Here is a 17,424-nt window from a genome sequence, read left to right on the forward strand (position 1 = left end):
GCAGCTGGGTCAGGAGACCCGGAGCCCCCGCAGCTCCAGCACCTGCCGCAGGGCTTCGTCGGGGCGCACGGTGCGGAAGATATCGCCCATCATCGCCGCATCCGCGCGCAGCCCCGCGATCCAGCCGCCGCGTTTATCATGTTTCCACGGGCTCTCCACCTCGGGCCACCGTACCACGGCGACGCGCAGACCGGCCTCGATCCACAGCCGGTTCATGAAAACCTCGAGCCCGAAGCGCGGCAAGGCGTGCAGCGCCTCCATCTGCGCGGCCAGAACGGCACGGGGCATCACCCGCTCGCCCGAGATGTAGTCGATACCGATGGCCCGCCACAGAAGCGGCGCATTGCGGCGCAGGCTCATGGCGGCATCGGCGCGCCCCTCGAGCACCGGCGCGGCGAGAGCCGAGAGATGCCCCTCCCCCAGCCCGATGAGATCGCTGTCCAGAAGCAGCACGTGGACACCCCGCGCTTCGGCGATGCCACGCGCCACCGCGCGGGTCTTGCCGCCGTTCTCCGGCTGGCGCAGCACGCGCAGCTTGGCATGCCCCTGCCCTGCCGTTTCGGCCACTTCCGCGGTACCGTCGGACGAGCCGTCGTCGACCACCACCACTTCGCCGATCAGCGGGTGATCCAGCACCGCCGCCAGCACCGCGCTGATCCGCGGTGCCTCGTTGTAGGCGGGGATGATGCAGCTGAGCGCGCAGGTCGTCACGGTCTGCCCCCCCAGCTTGAGGCCCGCCTTCCAGCCCGTCTTCACGCCCCGGCGCAGCACCCAGCCCATGCCGAAGACCACCAACCCGCCCAGCAGCACCAGCGAGGCGCGGGCGATCCAGTTGTCGATCTGGCTGTAGGCCGAGCCCAGCGTGTAGCCAAGTGCGACGAAGAACAGGCTCTTGGGGATGGTGGCCAGCGTGTTGACCCAGAGGAAGCGCCAGATGGACATCCGTGCCAGCCCCGCCGCCACCAGGATCGGCGCCCCGGCGCTATGGGTGATCTTGCCGATCACCAGCGTACGGCCACCCTTGTGGTGGAAATGCCCGGCCAGCGCCGAGAGCCGGGCGCGGTTCAGCCCCATCTTCATCAGCCAGCCCTGCGGCAGCCGGTTCAGCCCCCAGCGCCCGATGGCATAGTAGAGCATGTCTCCCGCGATGTCGGCGGCGATCACCACCAGTGTGACACTCCAGATGTCCAAGAGGCCCCGGCTCGCCAGCCAGGCGGCGATCACCGTGACGATCGGCCCCTCGAGCATGGCTATGGGGGCGAGGATCGCCAGGCCTTCCTTGGCGATGAGCGCAGTTACCGTTTCCAGTCCGATCAAGTTTCTACTCCGCGACCCTCGCGGCCGTCTCCGCCGCGCTGCCAGACGCCATGGCTGGGGCCATATCCGTTCCGCGCCAAGAGATGCCGCGCCCTGCCCATGTGGCCACCCAGATCGCCGGGAGCAAGAGGTCGCGCACAAGCATGGCGGCGATGTCCCGCGGCCCGGCGGGCCAGCCCGCCACGCGGCAGAGCGCCCATTCCGCAGCATACCACAGCACCAGGAGCATCGGCAGCGTCCAGAGGCTCGCCACGCCTGCAGCGGCGAGCTCCGCGACGCCGATCAACGGCAGCAGCGGGCCCTGCACGATCTCGCCCATGAAAAGCCCCGGGAAGCCGTCGCGCCGCACCCGTGACCAGCGCAGCTGCCGGTCCCAGACCGCGCGCGCCTGCCGCCTGCCGATCGGCTGCGCGAAGAGCCGCCGCGCCAACCGCACCTTCAGCCCCTGCGCGCGCACCAGCTTGGTCGAGGCCACATCTTCAGCAAGGTTGCGCCCCAGTGCCTCGAGCCCGCCACCGGCCTCTAGCACCGAGCGTTTCCAGAACAGCGTCTTGCCCTGTGCGAAGCCGAGCCCGAGGCTGTCCGCCGCAAGCTGCCAGCGCCCCTGCGAACTGTTGAGGAAGGCGCATTCCACGGCCCCCCCAGAAGTTGCCGGGGCGGCTGCCCACCGGGGGCGCCGAGACGAGGCCGGTGTCCGCGCGCCAGGTGGCCACGAGACGGGTCAGGTAGTCGCGGTCCAGCAGCAGGTTGCTGTCGGTCATCACCAGCCCGTCGCTCTGCGCCGCGGCGAGGCCCTTGAAGAGGTTGTTGAGCTTGGGGTTGCCGGTGAGCAGCGTCTCGCCGATCAGCAGCTGCGCGGGCACATGTGGATGCTCGGCGATCAGCCTGCGCAGCAGCGGCACCGCCGGATCCATCTCGCGGGCGGCGCAGAAGATCACCTCATAGGCCGGGTAGGCCTGCCGGAAGGACGAGCGCAGCGTCTCCTCGTCGAAGGCATCGAGCCCGCAGACCGGGCGGATCAGCGACAGGAAGGGTTTCTCCCCCTCGGCGGGCGTCGGGCCGGGTGTGACATAGCGCCATCCGGCCAGCGCCGCGCTGGCAAGGTGGATGGCCAGGGGCACGAGGACGAGCAGCAGGCAGGCAAGCACCATCACATCGCCCCCTCGGCCAGGGTGCCCGCCTCGGCCTTGCCCTCGGCAGGGCGCGCCGGGCGCGGCAGCGCCGCAGGCATGGGCACGCGCTCGTAGCTGAGCAGGCGCATCTTGCCGTCGAAATCCTCGGCGAGCGCGGTCAGGCTGTCGATCCAGTCGCCGCAATTGCCGTAGACCACGCCATTGTGCTGTCGCAGGCCCGGCTTGTGCGAATGGCCGCAGATCACCCCCACGGCCCCGGCCGCCCCCGCCAGCTTGGTCAGCTTGCGCTCGAAGCGGTCGCCCATGGCCAGCAGGGTGTTGGCCGCCGAGAGCAGCCGGTCGACGAAGCTCTGCTCCCATTCGGTCAGACCTGCCCGGCGGCGCAAGTGCCCGTCGAACTGGCGCAGAAGCGCGTCCGCCCGGCTGCCGAGACGGGTCATGAAATGCCAGCGCAGGATGCGCGGATCGCATTGATCGCCGTGCAGCACGAGGTAGCGCCGCCCGTCCGCCGCCCTGTGGATCACCGCCTCGCGCAGCTCCCAGCCCTCGATCGCCGCACCCGGGTCGCGCATCGTCGCATCGTGGTTGCCCGGCAGGTAGACGATCCGCGTCCCCGCCTTCGCCCGCGCCCTGAGCTCGGCCATGATCGCGTCATGCGCCGCCGCCCAATGCAGCCGCCCGCCGTGCCAGAGATCGAAGATGTCGCCGACGAGGTAGATGGTCTCGGCCTCGACCCCCCGGAGGAAGTCGAGGATCGGGCCAGCGCGGCAGGCGCGCGCGCCCAGGTGCAGATCGGAGATGAACAGGCTGCGATAGGGGGTGCGGGCGCTCCGGCCATCGGAAAATGTCGGCATCCGGGCAAGTTCCTTCACTGTTCGCCCGCCTTATGGCGAATCGATGTATCGTGCGTGTGACGCTCCACCGGCGAGAACGCACAGATGTCGCCACTGGTTCCTGCCCGACCCCAATATTCTGTTATTTTTCGACCGGTTGGGCATCCTCACGCCGCCCCGGGCCCGCCGCCCTGCCGGCGCCTGACCCCCGGCAGGACGCCTGTGCTCACTTGGGGAAAAGCAGCGTCACGCCGAAACGCGCGCCCCAGCCATCCGGCCCGTTTGGCGTGGAATCGGCGTAGTAGCGCACGCCGCCGAACCAGCTCACGGGCGTTCCGCCGATATTTGAAAGCTTGGAGCCGATCAGCCCGACCGGGGCGGAATCGGTATCGCTCACCCAGTCATGTGTCCATTCCGCCTGCAACGTGGCGGTCCAGCCGTTGTCATAGGCATAAGCGAGGAAGGGCTGCGTGAAAGTCGCGTCGATTTCCGCGGGCCCGTCCCAGTCCCAGAGATGGTTGGCCAGCACCCCCATCGTCCAGGGCCCGCTTTGCTTGAGCATCACACCGGTCACGCCAGCTGCGAAAGTGTCGAGCCCGAGATTGTCCTCGGTGGCGGTCGGGAAGAGGAAGGCCGGGCCAACCCCCCAGATCAGCCCGCCGGCGGTCGGCGCGGGCGAGAAGAAGAAGCTCTGCGTGACGTCGCCGAGCCCCCAATCATCCTGGCCCTGCGAGGGCAGGTTGTATTGCGACACGACGGGCACGATGGTCCGCGAGATCAGGTTCCAGCCGCCGCCGAGGTCGAAGGGAATGACCGGCTGGATGTTCATCGTCCAGCGCTCACCCTTGCCCTTGGGGCCGATGTTGTCATCGAAGTTGAACTGGAAGGGCACCGAGATCAGCGAGGCCACAGGGTTCGAGAGCTGCTTCTGCAGGTCCGTCGAATCGGACTGGGCCAGCGACGGAGATGCGAGAAGCGCTGCGGCTACACCGGCCACGGCAGCGCGGGCGACTTGGATCATGGGAGCGCTCCAATAAAATGTCATGCGGAAAAAGGGTTCGGGATCATACTGCCGAGAAGCCTAGGCGAAATTGCCCGGACTGCGAAACAACTTTTCCGCGCATGGGGTTGACCCGGCGGAAACCGGACAATTCCGCCACGCCCGCGCTGCCCGAAATGCATCGCAAGACACGCCGAACATCTGCCGCACGAAGCGGCGCGCCGCGGTATCGTCGAGTGAAACTGTGAGGAAGGAGGTGCACCTTGGACAAGGTGCTTGGCAGGGGCAGCAGGGTTCGAACCCGCGACCTACGGTTTTGGAGACCGTCGCTCTACCAGCTGAGCTATACCCCTGTGGTGCTGCGCTAACTAGAAGGTTCTGAAGGCATGGTCAACCGGGTTTCAGCGCGTTTTTCCGCTTCTCTTGCGCCCTGCTCGAATGCTCCGGGAAAAGCCCTGCCGAGCGCGGCTCCGATGCATCACTCGCCGCCTTCGGGAGGTCGGTAGGTCAGCAGCAGCTTGTAGCCGCAGATCGCGCCCAGACCAAGAAAGACCACCGCCCAGGCAGGCGATCCGATCTGCGTCTCCAGCAGCCCCCAGCCGAGGCAGACGAGGGTGATCGCCACGCGCAGCCAAAGCGGCCGAAAGAAGGGGTGCGAAAAATCGAACACGGGGGGGCTCCTGCCTCGAAGGGTGCTCTTTCCTAGCAGCAGGCCCGGCCCCGGGTCACCCCAGAAACGCGGCCCGCGCCCGACCATCGCTGCGGATCGGCTCGCCGGGCGCACCCCGCGACGCAAAGCACTTGGGGGAGTCGCCCGCGCTGTGGCATTCTGAGCGCTATGCACCCCAAGCTGGACCCCGCCCTCAAATCCACCTGGCCCGGCGCTGCCACGCGCTTCCTCGCCCTGCGCCTGCTGCCGGGTCACGACCTGCGCCGGGCGCTCGATCACGCCTTTGCCGCCGAGCGCGAGCATGCGGGGTTTGTTGTCGCCTGCGTCGGCAGCCTGTCGAAGGTCAGCCTGCGCCCGGCCGGTCTCGACACCCCCTTGTCGCTGGAGGTCACGCTGGAGATCGTCTCGCTCTCGGGCACCTTCTCGGAGCATGGCCCCCACCTGCATATTGCCGTGTCGGATTCCAGCGGCGCGATGCTCGGCGGCCACCTGCTCGAGGGCTCGCTGGTGCGCACCACCGCCGAGGTGGTGATCGGCCTCGCCCCGGTGCATTTCCGCCGGATGGTCGATCCGCGCACCGGTTATCCCGAACTGCTCTTCGACTGACCCGCGCGGGCCGTTTCTTCTAGGCGGAAATATCCCGGGGGAGACCGCCGCAGGCGGGCGGGGGCAGAGCCCCCTGCTGAAGGGGCCTCAGCCGAAGAACGCCCGTCGCAGCAGGTTCAGCGCCGCCACCAGCAGCACGATCAGCGTCAGCTTGCGGAACATCGCCTGGTCGATGCGGTCGTGGACGCGGCGTCCCAGCCACATGCCGCCCATCGCCGGGACCAGCATCGCCACCGAAAAGGGCAAGGTCTGCGCGTTCAGCACCCCCGACAGCGTATGCGCCCCGGTGAGCGAGATCGCCCCCAACCCGTAGGCCACGCCCTGCACCCTGATCTGGTCGCGCTTTTCCGTGCCGATCGCCGTCAGGTAGGCCACGAAGGGGGGTCCCCAGACACCCGACAGGCCGCCGACGAACCCTGCCACCGCGCCGACCGAGGCCTCGATCCTCGGCGTTGGCCCGCTCGGCAGGTTGGGCCGCCAGCCGGCCAGCTGCATCAGGCAGAAGAGGAAGACCGGCCCGCCGATCATCGCCAGCAGCACTTGCACCGGCAGCACCCGCACCAGCTGCGCCGAGAGCGCCAGCATGACGAAGGCGACGATCAGGAGGAGCTTGAAGCGCTTCACCGTCTCCCAGGCTGCGCGCGGCCCCTCGCCGAAGGCCTGGAAGGCGTTGGTGGCCAGCGTCGGCAGGATCAGCCCGGCCAGCGCCAGCTCGGGCGAGACCACCGAGCCCAGCCCCGAGATCATGATCATCGGCATGGCGAAACCGACCATGCCCTTGACCATGCCCGCCAGTGCTGCAACGGCGAAGGCGAGCGCCAGCATCGGCGGCGATACGAGGGAGAAGAGCGCGTCCATAAGTGCCTCATATCACGCAGGGATCGCCCCAGCAGCCACATTCGGCGAGGTAATATTAGCAATCATATAAACTCGAATTCGGTATTTTTGTTGCGCTGCGGTTGCGAAATCGGTATCTCCAGTCCTGGCAGCAGGAGGAGATGATTCATGGCTCATGACGGACAGGGTGGCGTGGTTGAACAGCCCGTCGTGCTTGCAAATCTTCTGGAGCTGACCGGCGCGGCGGTTGCCCCGATCGAGCAGATCTTCGACGCGGCCCGTGCCGCCGTCCGCGCGCGGGTCGAGGAAGACGGCCGCATCTCGGGCAGGCTGATCGAGGTGCACCAGTTCGCCGCCCATGGCCTCGCCTGGCTTGCCACCTACGCCGAGTCCCTGCGCCAGATGCACGGCTGGGCCGAGCGGCTGGTGGCCGAGGGTACTTTCGGCGAGGTCGAGCAGCTGCTTCTGCAGATCGCTTTTGGCGAGTACATCAGCCAGATCTCCGGCGGCATCCAGATGAACCAGGGCGAGATGGTGCGCCTCACCGACCTTGGCCTGCCCGCCTCCGCTGCCGCGCCGCTGCGCGAGGGCGCCGCCGGCGCGCTCGCCGACAGCGGCAACTCCCAGGCCGCCCGCAGCCGCCTCGTCACGCTCATGCAAGAGCGCAGCGCCGAGATCACCGTCGGCCGCACCGGCCTCGACGACGAGCTTGAGATGATCCGCGAGCAGTTCCGCCGCTACGCCGTCGAGAAGGTCGAGCCCTTTGCCCACGAGTGGCACCTCAAGGACGATTACATCCCGATGGAGGTGATCGAGGAACTGGCCGAGATGGGTGTCTTCGGCCTCACCATCCCCGAGGAGTTCGGCGGCTTCGGCCTCAGCAAGGCGTCGATGTGCGTCGTCTCCGAGGAACTCTCGCGCGGCTACATCGGCGTCGGCTCCCTCGGCACGCGCTCCGAGATTGCCGCAGAGCTGATCCTCGCCGGCGGCACCGACGAGCAGAAAGCGACCTGGCTGCCCCAGATCGCCAGCGGCGAAAAGCTCCCGACAGCGGTCTTCACCGAGCCCAACACCGGCTCCGATCTCGGCTCGCTGCGCACCCGCGCGGTGAAGGACGAGAGCGGCGATTACGTGATCACCGGAAACAAGACCTGGATCACCCATGCCGCGCGCGCCCACGTGATGACCCTGCTCGCGCGCACCGATCCCGGCAGCTCCGACTACAAGGGCCTGTCGATGTTCCTCGCCGAGAAGACCCCCGGCGACGAGGAGACCCCCTTCCCCACCCCCGGCATGACCGGCGGCGAGATCGAGGTGCTCGGCTATCGCGGCATGAAGGAGTTCGAGCTGGGCTTCGACGGCTTCAAGGTAAAGGGCGAGAACCTGCTCGGCGGCGAGGAGGGCAAGGGGTTCAAGCAGCTCATGGAGACCTTCGAGAGCGCCCGCATCCAGACCGCCGCCCGCGCCATCGGCGTGGCGCAATCGGCGCTCGACGTCGGCATGCGCTACGCACAGGAGCGCAAGCAGTTCGACAAACCGCTGATCGCCTTCCCGCGCGTGTCGGGCAAGCTGGCGATGATGGCCGTCGAAATCATGATCGCCCGCCAGCTCACCTATTTCTCGGCCCGCGAAAAGGACGAGGGCATTCGCTGCGACCTCGAGGCCGGGATGGCCAAGCTGCTCGGCGCCCGCGTCGCCTGGGCCAATGCCGACAACGCGCTGCAGATCCACGGCGGCAACGGGTTCGCGCTGGAATACACGATCAGCCGCATTCTCTGCGACGCGCGCATCCTCAACATCTTCGAGGGTGCGGCCGAGATTCAGGCGCAGGTGATCGCCCGGCGGCTTCTCGGCTGAGCGCCCCGCCGCTGTCAGGCGCCAAGGCCCCGTCCCGCGGGGCCTTTTGCGTTCTGCGGGGCACGCAATCCCGCTACCCTCCTCTTGTCTGATCTGGATCAAGGCTGCCGCCCGCCGCGCGTGGTCATCAGGGCGCAGTTACATTCAAGGAGAGAGATATGTCTTTCAAGGAACAACTCGCCGACAAGCGCAAGGAGCTGCGCGAGCTGCGCAAGGCCATCCCCGAAACCTTCGCCGGTTTCGTCGAGATGGAAAAGGCCGCCTCGGCCGAGGCCGCGCTGAACCACAAGGAAAAGGAATACGTGGCGCTCGGCATCGGCATCGCGATCCGCTGCGACGCCTGCATCCTGAGCCACGTCAGCGCGCTGGTCCGGCTTGGGGCCACCCGCGAGGAGATCGCCGATGTCTGCGGCATGGCGGTCCAGATGGGCGGCGGGCCGGGCCTGATGTATGCCGCCAAGGCGCTGGCCGCCTATGACGAGTTCGTGACCGAGGGCTGATGCCGCGACGGAGCGGCGTTCGGCCTGCGTATCAGAGGGACACAGGCAAAAAAGGACGCCCCATGAAGCCCCTCATCGCAGCAGCAGCCGCCCTCCTCCTCTCCGCCACCGCGCTTGCGGCCCAGCCGCAGGGCGCTGCCGGAGCCGGACGCGGCCCCGGCGACATGATCAAGCAGATGGATGCCAATGGCGACGGCAAGGTCACCAAGGCCGAGTTCGACGCCAACTCCCGCGCCATGTTCGCCCGGATGGACCGCAACGGCGATGGCGTGCTGAGCGGCGACGAGTTGACGCCGCCGAAGCGCCCGGGGAACTGAGCGTGCCGCTGCGCGGGGGCGCGTCTGCCCAACGGCGCGGCCGCGGCTGGCGGGATCTGATGCGTGTGCTGCGCATCAAGGTGCTGCGGTTCTGGCGCGGCTGAGGCGCGGCCCGGCACACGGACAGGAAAAAGGCCCCGGCGGATCGCTCCGCCGGGGCCTTTCTCATTCCCGAACCCGAGTTCAGCCGCGCAGCGTGCCGCCGGTGGCCTTCTCGACCTTGGCGACGATCTTGGCTGCCACTTCCTCGATGTCCTTTTCCTTCAGCGTCGCGTCGCTCGGCTGCAGGCGCACGGTGATGGCGAGCGACTTCTTGCCCTCGCCGAGGCTGCCGCCGATGAACTCGTCGAACACGCGGACATCCTCGATCAGCGCCTTGTCGGCACCGGCCGCGGCGTTGACCAGATCCAGCGCCGCCACATCGGCATTGACCACGAAGGCGAAGTCACGCTCGACCGCCTGCAGGTCGTTCAGCTTCAGCGCCGGACGCGCCGAGCCGGTGCTGCGCGGCAGCGGGATGTCCTGCGGGTAGAGGGTGAAGGCCACGACCGGGCCCTTCACGTCCATCGCCTGCAGCACCTTGGGGTGCAGCTCGCCAAAGACGCCCAGCACCTTTTTCGGGCCGAGGCAGAGCTTGCCGTGACGACCCGGGTGCCACCATTCCTCGGCGCCGCGCAGGATCTGCATCTTGGCGGGCGCGCCCATCGCCGCGAGGATCGCCTCGGCATCGGCCTTGGCATCAAACACATCCACCGGGCGCGAGGCTCCGTGCACGTCCTTGGGACCGGTGCGGCCGACGAGGATGCCCGAAACCTGCGTCGCCTGCTCACCCGGCTCACCGCCGGCGAAGGCCGGGCCGCATTCAAACAGAGCCATGTCGGCAAAGCCGCGCGCCTGGTTGCGCGCCGCCGCCTGCAGCAGGCCCGGCAGCAGCGAGGGCCGCATGTGGCTCATCTCGGAGCTGATCGGGTTCGCCAGCATGGTCGCATCGGTACCGCCGCCAAAGATCTCGGCCGAAGCCTGATCGATGAAGCTGTAGGTCACGCACTCGTTGTAGCCGAGCTCCGCCGTGGTGCGCCGGGCGACCTGCTCGCGCTTCTGCAGCGGCGAGAGGATCGGCTTCGGCACGCCCGGCTGGGCGCGGCGCATCGGCTGGCCCTGCAGCTTGGTGAGCGAGGCGATACGGGCCACCTCTTCCACCAGATCGGCCTCGCCCATCACGTCGGGACGCCAGCTCGGCACGTTCGCCATGTCGCCGTCGAAGGTGAAGCCGAGCGCGGTCAGCGTGGCGCGCTGCTCATCTGCCGGGATTTCCATGCCGACGAGGCTGATCACCCGGTCGGTGTCGAGCTTGTAGGCGCGGCTCACGTCAGGGGTGGTGCCCGCGACGACAACTTCCGAAGCCTCGCCGCCGGCGATCTCGAGGATCATCGCGGTGGCAGCCTCGATGCCCGGGGATGCCGAGGACGGGTCGATGCCGCGCTCGAAGCGGTAACGGGCGTCGGAATTGATCTTCAGCGCGCGGCCCGTGTAGGCGGTGCGGACCGTCTGGAAATACGCCGCCTCGAGGAAGACATCCACGGTCTCATCCGTAACACCCGTGGACTCACCGCCCATCACGCCGCCGAGGCTTTCGACAGTGTCACCGGCCGAGATCACCACCATGCCCGGCTCGAGCGTGTAGATGCGCTCGTCCAGCGCCTCGATGGTCTCGCCGCCCTTGGCACGGTGCACGCGCAGGTCGCCCGAGACCTTGGCCGCGTCGAAGACGTGCAGCGGGCGGTTGCGGTCGAAGGTGAAATAGTTGGTCACGTCGACAAGGAAGCTGATCGGGCGCAGGCCGATGGCCTTCAGCCGGTCCTGAAGCCACTCAGGCGAGGGGCCGTTCTTCACGCCGCGGATGACCCGACCATAGAACACCGGGCAGTCGTCCAGCGTGTCTGCGTCGATGGTGACCTTGATCGGCGAGGCGAAGGAGCCGGGCACTTTCACCTCGGGCAGCGCCTTCAGGGTGCCGAGACCACGCGCCGCGAGATCGCGGGCGATGCCATGCACGCCGAGCGCGTCGGGCCGGTTCGGGGTGATCGCGATCTCGATCACCGGGTCGACCTTGGCCGGATCGTTTGCCGCCAGCCAGTCGATGAACCGCTCGCCGACCTCGCCCGAGGGCAGCTCGATGATGCCGTCATGCTCTTCCGACAGCTCCATCTCGCGCTCGGAGCACATCATGCCGAAGCTCTCGATGCCGCGGATCTTGCCGACCTGGATGGTGGTGTCGATGCCGGGCACATAGGTGCCGGGCTTGGCCACGACGACGGTGATCCCCTCGCGCGCGTTGGGTGCGCCGCAGATGATCTGGCTCTCACCCTCGTCGGTCATCACCGTGCAGACGCGCAGCTTGTCGGCGTCGGGGTGTTTCTCGGCCTTGAGCACCTTGCCAATGGTAAAGGCCGACAGGCGGTCGGCGGGGTTCTCGACCCCTTCGACTTCCAGCCCCAGATCGGTCAGTGCCTCGGTGATTTCCTCCACCGTGGCGGAGGTGTCGAGGTGGTCTTTCAACCAGGAAAGCGTGAATTTCATCTCTCGGCCCGGCTTGGTTTCGCTTGGGTCCGGTCCTTAGCGGAATGAGGCGGGAGGGGAAAGGGGGTTGGCCGGGTGCGGTCCCCTGGCCGGGACGAAAGCAGGGGCGCTGCCCCTCTTGGCCTGCGGCCAATTCACCCCGGGATATTTGGACCTAGAAGAAAGCCCGGCGCCGGACCGTGGCGACGACGGGCCGCCACGGCCGGAGGATGGCTCAGAGAACCTTGCAGGCGTCTTCCATCTTGAGGCGCGGCAGGCGGCCAAAGACCTTCGAGGGCTCGCCGTAGCCGAGGTTGACCATGAAGTTCACCTTCCAGCCGGTGCCGACGAGGAAGGCCTCCTCGACGAGCTTGGCATCGAAGCCCGACATCGGGCCGCAGTCGAGGCCGAGCGCGCGGGCCGCCATGATCAGGTAGCCGCCCTGCAGCGAGGAATTGCGGAAGGCGGTCTCGGCGATCATCGCCTCGGAGCCGGTGAACCAGGGCTTGGCGTCGACATGGGGGAAGAGCTCGCCGAGCTTGTCGTAGAATGCCATGTCCTGGCAGACGATGACGGTGACCGGGGCCGACATGGTCTTGTCGCGGTTGCCGCTCGACATGGCGGGGGCGAGCTTCTCCTTGGCCTCCTGGCTGCGGATGAAGACAAAGCGCGCCGGCGAGCAGTTGGCCGAGGTCGGACCCATCTTCACCAGGTCGTAGAGCTGCTCGAGGATCTCCTCGGGGATGTCCTTGTCCTGCCAGGCGTTCTGGCTGCGGGCCTCGAAGAAGAGAGTGTCGAGAGCCTCGGCGTCGAGCGCGCCGGTGGGGAGGAGATCTTTCATCTGTCGTGCCTTTCAGTCGTCGGTCGGGCGTCATGCGGGATCCACCTCGATGGCTTCCCCTGCCCGGCGCAGGGTTGCAAGGGCGTCGGGCTGGCGTCCCGGAAAGGAGGCGGCTAGGGGCGCCATGTGCCGGGCATTGCGCCCAAAATCCGGGCGCTTGCAGGCACGCGCGGTGGCAGGCGGAAGAAAAGGCGCTTGCGTGGCACGCAGAGCCGGTGCGGGCATTCCGGGGCGCGAAGGGCTCTGGACGGCGAGGCCGCCGCCCTGCATTCATGGTCCAGCAGTCCAGGTCCCGCCGCCACCCGGCCCGCATTGCGCGGCGCCTCCCCGGATTGCCCCGGCGCTGGCTTCCTCCCGGCCCGCCGTGACCGAAGGAAAGGACGACTGAATGGACCCCAACGACTTCAAATCCGGCATGCGCCGCCTTGCCGCCGGCGTTTCGCTGGTCACCTGCGAGGCCGGCAATGCACGGCACGGGCTGATCGCCACCGCTGTCACCTCGCTCAGCGCCGAGCCGCCGAGCCTGCTGATCTGCGTCAACGCCTCGGCCTCGATCCACGAGCACCTGAGCGAGGCAAGGGCTTTCTGCGTCAACGTGCTGTCGCGCGACCAGCAGGACGTGGCGATGCGCTTCGCCACCCCAAAGGACCGCGAGACCCGCTTCGAGATGGGCGAGTGGTCCGAGCTGGAGACCGGTGCCCCCGCCCTCCGCGGCGCGCAGGTGAGCTTCGACTGCCGCCCGGCGCAGAAGAGCAGCTTCGGCACCCACACGATCTTTATCGGGGAGGTGGTTGCGGTGACCGACTGGGGCAGCCCCTCGGATCCGCTGCTCTACCATGAAGGGAAATTCGTGAGCCTGCCCGGCGCCGCTGACGCCTGAGACGGGCAGCGCGGCGGATATCGCCGCGCGCCCGGCGGCAGGGCCTTACCGTGGCTCGAAGTGGTTCAGCGGGATCTTGAGGTAGCTGCGGCCATTGTCCTCGGCCGCCGGCAGCCGCCCGCCACGGATGTTCACCTGCAGCGCCGCCAACATCAGCTTCGGCAGCGGCAATGTCGCGTCGCGCTTGTCGCGCACCGCGCGGTATTCGGCCTCGGTGGGCGCATCCTTGAGGTGGATGTTCTTCGCCTTGTGCTCGGCCACGGTCGCGCAGCATTGCGCCTCGCGCCCCTCGGGAGCGTAGTCGTGGCCGACGTAGAGACGTGTCTCATTCGGCAGCGAGAGGATCTTCATCAGCTCGCGTAGAGATCCGCCGAGCTGCCGCCGGGGAAATCCGCTCGCGAGGTGCCGCTGTCGGGCATCATGAAGGTGTCATGCACGAAGGCCGCATCGCCGGCGACATAGGTGATCGAGGCCAGCGTGTGGCCCGGGCTGAAGATCACCTCAACCGGGATTTCGCCGACCATGAAGGTGTCGCCGTCGGCGAAGAGCACGTCCCATTGCGTGCCGTCGGTCGGCAGCTCAGGCAGGTTGTAGATCTCCTGCCAGAGCTTCTGCACCTTCTTCACGTGCTCGCCGATGGCGGTGGTGCCGCCGATCTTCGACTTGATGTAGGGCGCGGCCGAGAAGTGGTCGGCGTGGGGGTGGGTGTCGAGGATATGGGTGATCTCGATCCCGGCCTCCTGCACGTAGGAGAGGATCGCATCGGCGTTTTTTCGTGCGCGTGGCGCCGGCGAGCGGGTCGAAGTCATGCACCGGATCGACGATGGCGCCCTTCATCGTCTGCGGATCATGGAAGACGTATTGCCAGCTACCGGTGGGTTCATCCCAGAAGGTCTTCACGACGGGGCTCAAGGTCATCTTTGTCTCCTTGCACTCAGGCGGACGTGGGCGCGCGGCCAAATCATATTCATCATGACGAATGTATGTTGCCGGGTCGTGAAGTCACCCCCCAGGCCGGAATTTTCTCGCGCGGCCCCCGTCAGCCCCCCCCGTCAGGCCCCCACAGCCTTGCGCGCGAGCGCGAGGAACTGCGCCTGCTCCGCTTGGGTGAGATTGGCGAGGATCTCTGCCTGCAGCGCCGCGACAATCGGGGCAACCCGCGCGAGGGCGACCTCGCCCTCGCCAGTCAGGCGCAGGGTGCGGGCGCGCCGGTCCTCCTCGTTCACCTGCCGCGCCACCAGCCCCTTCTTCTCGAGCCGCTTCACCACCTCGCCGATCGTCGCCCGATCATAGGCGATGAGCGACGCCAGCCGGGCCTGGTCGATCCCCGGCTCGCGCGCCAGCACGTCGAGCGCGGCGTATTGCACCGAGGTCAGCTCCACCGGCGCCGATTTCATCCGCTCTGTGAAGACCGCGGTCGAGCGCTGGTTCAATTTGCGGATCAGGTGGCCGGGCATCTGGCCCAGATCGTCGCGTGACGTCATGGGGTTAGGCTCCAAAATATGATACGTATACTTACCATATTGACTCCACGCCGCACCAGAGGAATATAATACGTACACTTACTACCTTGGGAGGACCAGGCCATGCAGTTTCACCTGAACGGATTTCGCAGCGGGGATCCCGCCATTGCCGCCGCCCTGCCCGGGGCGGATCAGAAGGCGCAGGACGTCGACGTGCTGATCGTCGGCTGCGGCCCTGCGGGCCTGACGCTGGCCGCGCAGCTTTCGGCTTTCCCCGAGATCTCAGTGCGCATCACCGAGCGCAAGCCGGGCCCGCTAGAGGTCGGACAGGCCGATGGCATCGCCTGCCGCTCGGTCGAGATGTTCGAGGCCTTCGGCTTCGCCGAGAGGGTCACGAAAGAGGGCTACTGGGTCAACGAGGTCGCCTTCTGGCGCCCCGGCAGCGACGGCGCCCTGCATCGCGCCGACCGCATACAGGACGTCGAGGACGACCTGTCCGAGATGCCGCACGTGATCCTCAACCAGGCGCGGGTGCATGACTTCTACCTCGAGATCATGCGCAATTCGCCGCGTCGCCTGACCCCGGATTACAACCGCGAACTGGTGGAGCTGACCGAGAGCGGCGATGCCGACTACCCGATGCGGGCAACGTTCAACTGCCTCGACGGGACGGGCACCGAGACCCTCCGCGCCCGCTACGTTGTCGGCTGCGATGGCGCGCGCAGCACGGTGCGCGCCTCCATGGGCCACGCGCTGAAGGGCGAGTCGGCGCGGCAGCTCTGGGGCGTGATGGACGTGCTCCCGGTCACCGATTTCCCCGACATCCGCCTCAAGGCGGCGATCCAGTCCGCCGATCAGGGCAGCGTGCTGATCATCCCCCGCGAGGGCGGCTTCATGGTCCGCATGTATATCGAGTTGGACGAGCTGCACGGCGATGAGCGCGCCGCCGACCGCGAAGTCAGCGCCGAGATGCTGATCGCCAAGGCGCAGGCGATCCTCGCGCCCTATGCGCTCGACGTGAAGGAGGTCGCCTGGTGGTCCGCCTACGAGATCGGCCAGCGGGTCTGCGATGCCTTCGACGACGTGCCCGAAGGCGCGCGTGGCAGCCGCAGCCCGCGCATCTTCATCGCCGGCGATGCCTGCCACACCCACAGCCCCAAGGCCGGTCAGGGCATGAACGTCAGCATGGCCGACACCTTCAACCTCGGCTGGAAACTCGCCGCCGTGCTGCGCGGGCGTGCCGCCCCTGCCCTGCTCGACACATACTCCGAGGAACGCCGCGCCAAGGCCAAGGAGCTGATCGACTTCGACCGCGACATGGCGCGGCTGTTCAGCGCCAAGCCGAAGGATGCCGCCGAGGCCGCGCAGTTCCAGCGCTATTTCAAGCAGCACGGACGCTACACCGCCGGGGTCGAAACGCAATACGATGCCTCGCTGATCACCGGCGGCACCGAGCATCAGGCACTGGCAGCAGGGCAAGTGGTCGGCAAGCGCTTTCATTCTGCGCCGGTGGTGCGGCTGGCGGACGCCAAGCCAATGCAGCTCGGCCATGCCTTCAAGGCGGACGGGTGCTGGCGGGTGCTGGCCTTCGCCCCCGCGGGCGACAGCGGGCAGCCCGGCGGCGCCATCGCGCAGCTCTGCGACGCATTGGCCCCGGTGATCGCGGGATTCACTCCGAGAGGCGCGGTTCCGGACAGCCTCATCGACCTGCGCGCAGTGTTCCAGACGCCGCACCGCGAGATGCGACTCGAGACACTGCCCGCCGCGCTGCTGCCGAAGAAGGGCAAGCACAGGCTGACCGACTACGAAAAGGTCTTCTGCCCGGCGCCGAACGGACCGGATATTTTCAACCTTCGCGGCATCGACCGGACCCGCGGCGCGCTGCTTATCCTACGACCGGACCAATATGTCGCGCAGGTTCTTCCGCTCGATGCGGTGAACGAAATTTCCAAATTCTTCAACGGCTTCCTGCTCCCCGCGTAACCTCATGGAAGCCCTCGGGCCGCCGTCCCCGCGGCGGCCGGTAAAGCCCCAAGGCGTGCGCCAAAATAATAGTTATTGACTATAACTATTATCCTCCATACCGTTCTAGTCAGGAGGAACCCCATGCCGCAGACTGACGACCTTTCCGAAGACCGTGGCGGGCCGACTGTGGAGGACACGGTGCTTGGCGACCTGATCGGATACCGGCTCAAACGCGCCTACATGCAGATTCAGCCCGAGGCCCAGCGTGCGCTGGCCGAGGATGACCTGCGGGTGGTCAGCTTTTCGTGCCTGTCGATCATCACCGACAACGCAGGGATCGTGCAGTCGGAGCTTGCGGACGCCTTGCAGATGGAGCGCTCGAACCTCGTCGTGATCATCGACGAGCTGGAACAGCGCGGCCTCGTGACCCGCAAGAAGGTTCCCACCGACCGCCGGCGCTACGCGCTGACGGCCACGCTGCGCGGACGCCGCCTGCGCGACCGCGCCGCAGAAAAGGTGAGAACGGCCGAAGACCAGATCATCGGCCGGCTCGACGACAAGGACCGCGCGCATCTCATGGCCGTTCTGCAGCGGCTCGAGGACAATACGCGCTGAGCGAATGACGCGGGCGGCTAGAGGAGGCCGG

General features: G+C 67.5%; 15 protein-coding genes, 1 tRNA gene and 3 pseudogenes. 7 read left to right on the forward strand and 12 right to left on the reverse strand.

The window, feature by feature from the left end; genetic code table 11:
* Positions 1 to 9 precede the first annotated feature (9 nt).
* From CLG85_RS05555 to CLG85_RS05585, 7 genes and pseudogenes are all read right to left on the reverse strand, one after another.
* Positions 10 to 711, reverse strand: a complete 702-nt coding sequence (locus CLG85_RS05555; RefSeq protein ID WP_095883990.1) for a glycosyltransferase family 2 protein — start codon at positions 709 to 711, stop codon at positions 10 to 12.
* 165 nt (positions 712 to 876) lie between these two features.
* Positions 877 to 1,248 (reverse strand): annotated as a pseudogene (locus CLG85_RS05560) (DedA family protein); the annotation flags it as partial.
* 73 nt (positions 1,249 to 1,321) lie between these two features.
* Positions 1,322 to 2,468, reverse strand: a pseudogene (locus tag CLG85_RS27665) (ceramide glucosyltransferase).
* The gene (locus tag CLG85_RS05570; RefSeq protein WP_095883987.1) at positions 2,468 to 3,304 is read right to left on the reverse strand and encodes a UDP-2,3-diacylglucosamine diphosphatase; all 837 of its coding nucleotides are present in this window, start codon (positions 3,302 to 3,304) and stop codon (positions 2,468 to 2,470) included. Before CLG85_RS05570 ends, CLG85_RS27665 begins: the two are co-directional and overlap by 1 nt.
* Before the next feature lie 205 nt (positions 3,305 to 3,509).
* Complete coding sequence (locus CLG85_RS05575; protein ID WP_095883986.1) at positions 3,510 to 4,304, reverse strand: hypothetical protein; 795 nt, start codon at positions 4,302 to 4,304, stop codon at positions 3,510 to 3,512.
* Positions 4,305 to 4,560: 256 nt separating this feature from the next.
* Positions 4,561 to 4,636, reverse strand: a tRNA-Trp gene (locus CLG85_RS05580).
* 125 nt (positions 4,637 to 4,761) lie between these two features.
* The gene (locus CLG85_RS05585; RefSeq protein ID WP_095883985.1) at positions 4,762 to 4,953 is read right to left on the reverse strand and encodes a hypothetical protein; all 192 of its coding nucleotides are present in this window, start codon (positions 4,951 to 4,953) and stop codon (positions 4,762 to 4,764) included.
* Between the two features lie 168 nt (positions 4,954 to 5,121).
* Between CLG85_RS05585 and CLG85_RS05590 the strand changes: the two genes are divergently transcribed.
* Entirely contained in the window at positions 5,122 to 5,559 is a 438-nt protein-coding gene (locus tag CLG85_RS05590; RefSeq protein WP_095883984.1) for a PPC domain-containing DNA-binding protein, read from the forward strand.
* A gap of 87 nt (positions 5,560 to 5,646) precedes the next feature.
* Here the strand turns inward: CLG85_RS05590 and CLG85_RS05595 are convergent, their stop codons facing one another.
* Positions 5,647 to 6,417: a sulfite exporter TauE/SafE family protein gene (locus CLG85_RS05595; protein WP_095883983.1), complete on the reverse strand. Its 771-nt coding sequence runs from the start codon at positions 6,415 to 6,417 to the stop codon at positions 5,647 to 5,649.
* Between the two features lie 147 nt (positions 6,418 to 6,564).
* Here CLG85_RS05595 and CLG85_RS05600 point away from each other — a divergent pair, with 147 nt between their 5' ends.
* The 3 genes from CLG85_RS05600 (at position 6,565) to CLG85_RS05610 (ending at position 9,070) form a co-directional block, all read left to right on the forward strand.
* Positions 6,565 to 8,253 (forward strand): acyl-CoA dehydrogenase family protein, encoded by a 1,689-nt coding sequence (locus CLG85_RS05600; protein ID WP_260348548.1) that lies wholly within the window; start codon positions 6,565 to 6,567, stop codon positions 8,251 to 8,253.
* Positions 8,254 to 8,411: 158 nt separating this feature from the next.
* A complete protein-coding gene (locus CLG85_RS05605) occupies positions 8,412 to 8,753 on the forward strand; it encodes a carboxymuconolactone decarboxylase family protein (protein ID WP_095884481.1) in 342 nt (113 codons plus the stop codon).
* A gap of 62 nt (positions 8,754 to 8,815) precedes the next feature.
* Positions 8,816 to 9,070: an EF-hand domain-containing protein gene (locus CLG85_RS05610; protein WP_217989823.1), complete on the forward strand. Its 255-nt coding sequence runs from the start codon at positions 8,816 to 8,818 to the stop codon at positions 9,068 to 9,070.
* 183 nt (positions 9,071 to 9,253) lie between these two features.
* Here the strand turns inward: CLG85_RS05610 and pheT are convergent, their stop codons facing one another.
* Both pheT and CLG85_RS05620 read right to left on the reverse strand, forming a co-directional pair.
* Positions 9,254 to 11,650, reverse strand: coding sequence for a phenylalanine--tRNA ligase subunit beta (pheT, locus tag CLG85_RS05615; RefSeq protein WP_095883857.1), 2,397 nt, complete (start codon positions 11,648 to 11,650; stop codon positions 9,254 to 9,256).
* Positions 11,651 to 11,864: 214 nt separating this feature from the next.
* Entirely contained in the window at positions 11,865 to 12,470 is a 606-nt protein-coding gene (locus CLG85_RS05620; protein ID WP_095883858.1) for a malonic semialdehyde reductase, read from the reverse strand.
* Between the two features lie 388 nt (positions 12,471 to 12,858).
* Here CLG85_RS05620 and CLG85_RS05625 point away from each other — a divergent pair, with 388 nt between their 5' ends.
* Positions 12,859 to 13,350 carry a flavin reductase family protein gene (locus CLG85_RS05625; protein ID WP_095883859.1) on the forward strand — a complete coding sequence of 164 codons (492 nt, stop codon included), beginning with the start codon at positions 12,859 to 12,861 and terminating at the stop codon, positions 13,348 to 13,350.
* A 45-nt stretch (positions 13,351 to 13,395) separates the two neighbouring features.
* Here CLG85_RS05625 and CLG85_RS05630 read toward each other — a convergent pair.
* A pseudogene (locus CLG85_RS05630) lies at positions 13,396 to 14,268 on the reverse strand (MBL fold metallo-hydrolase).
* Positions 14,269 to 14,402: 134 nt separating this feature from the next.
* The gene (locus CLG85_RS05635) at positions 14,403 to 14,834 is read right to left on the reverse strand and encodes a MarR family winged helix-turn-helix transcriptional regulator (RefSeq protein WP_235865489.1); all 432 of its coding nucleotides are present in this window, start codon (positions 14,832 to 14,834) and stop codon (positions 14,403 to 14,405) included.
* A 102-nt stretch (positions 14,835 to 14,936) separates the two neighbouring features.
* Here CLG85_RS05635 and CLG85_RS05640 point away from each other — a divergent pair, with 102 nt between their 5' ends.
* Positions 14,937 to 16,796 carry an FAD-dependent monooxygenase gene (locus CLG85_RS05640; RefSeq protein ID WP_095883860.1) on the forward strand — a complete coding sequence of 620 codons (1,860 nt, stop codon included), beginning with the start codon at positions 14,937 to 14,939 and terminating at the stop codon, positions 16,794 to 16,796.
* 123 nt (positions 16,797 to 16,919) lie between these two features.
* Complete coding sequence (locus CLG85_RS05645) at positions 16,920 to 17,393, forward strand: MarR family winged helix-turn-helix transcriptional regulator (protein WP_095883861.1); 474 nt, start codon at positions 16,920 to 16,922, stop codon at positions 17,391 to 17,393.
* Positions 17,394 to 17,424 lie beyond the last annotated feature (31 nt).

The organism is Alloyangia mangrovi (assembly GCF_002300555.2).
Lineage (GTDB): Bacteria > Pseudomonadota > Alphaproteobacteria > Rhodobacterales > Rhodobacteraceae > Salipiger > Salipiger mangrovi.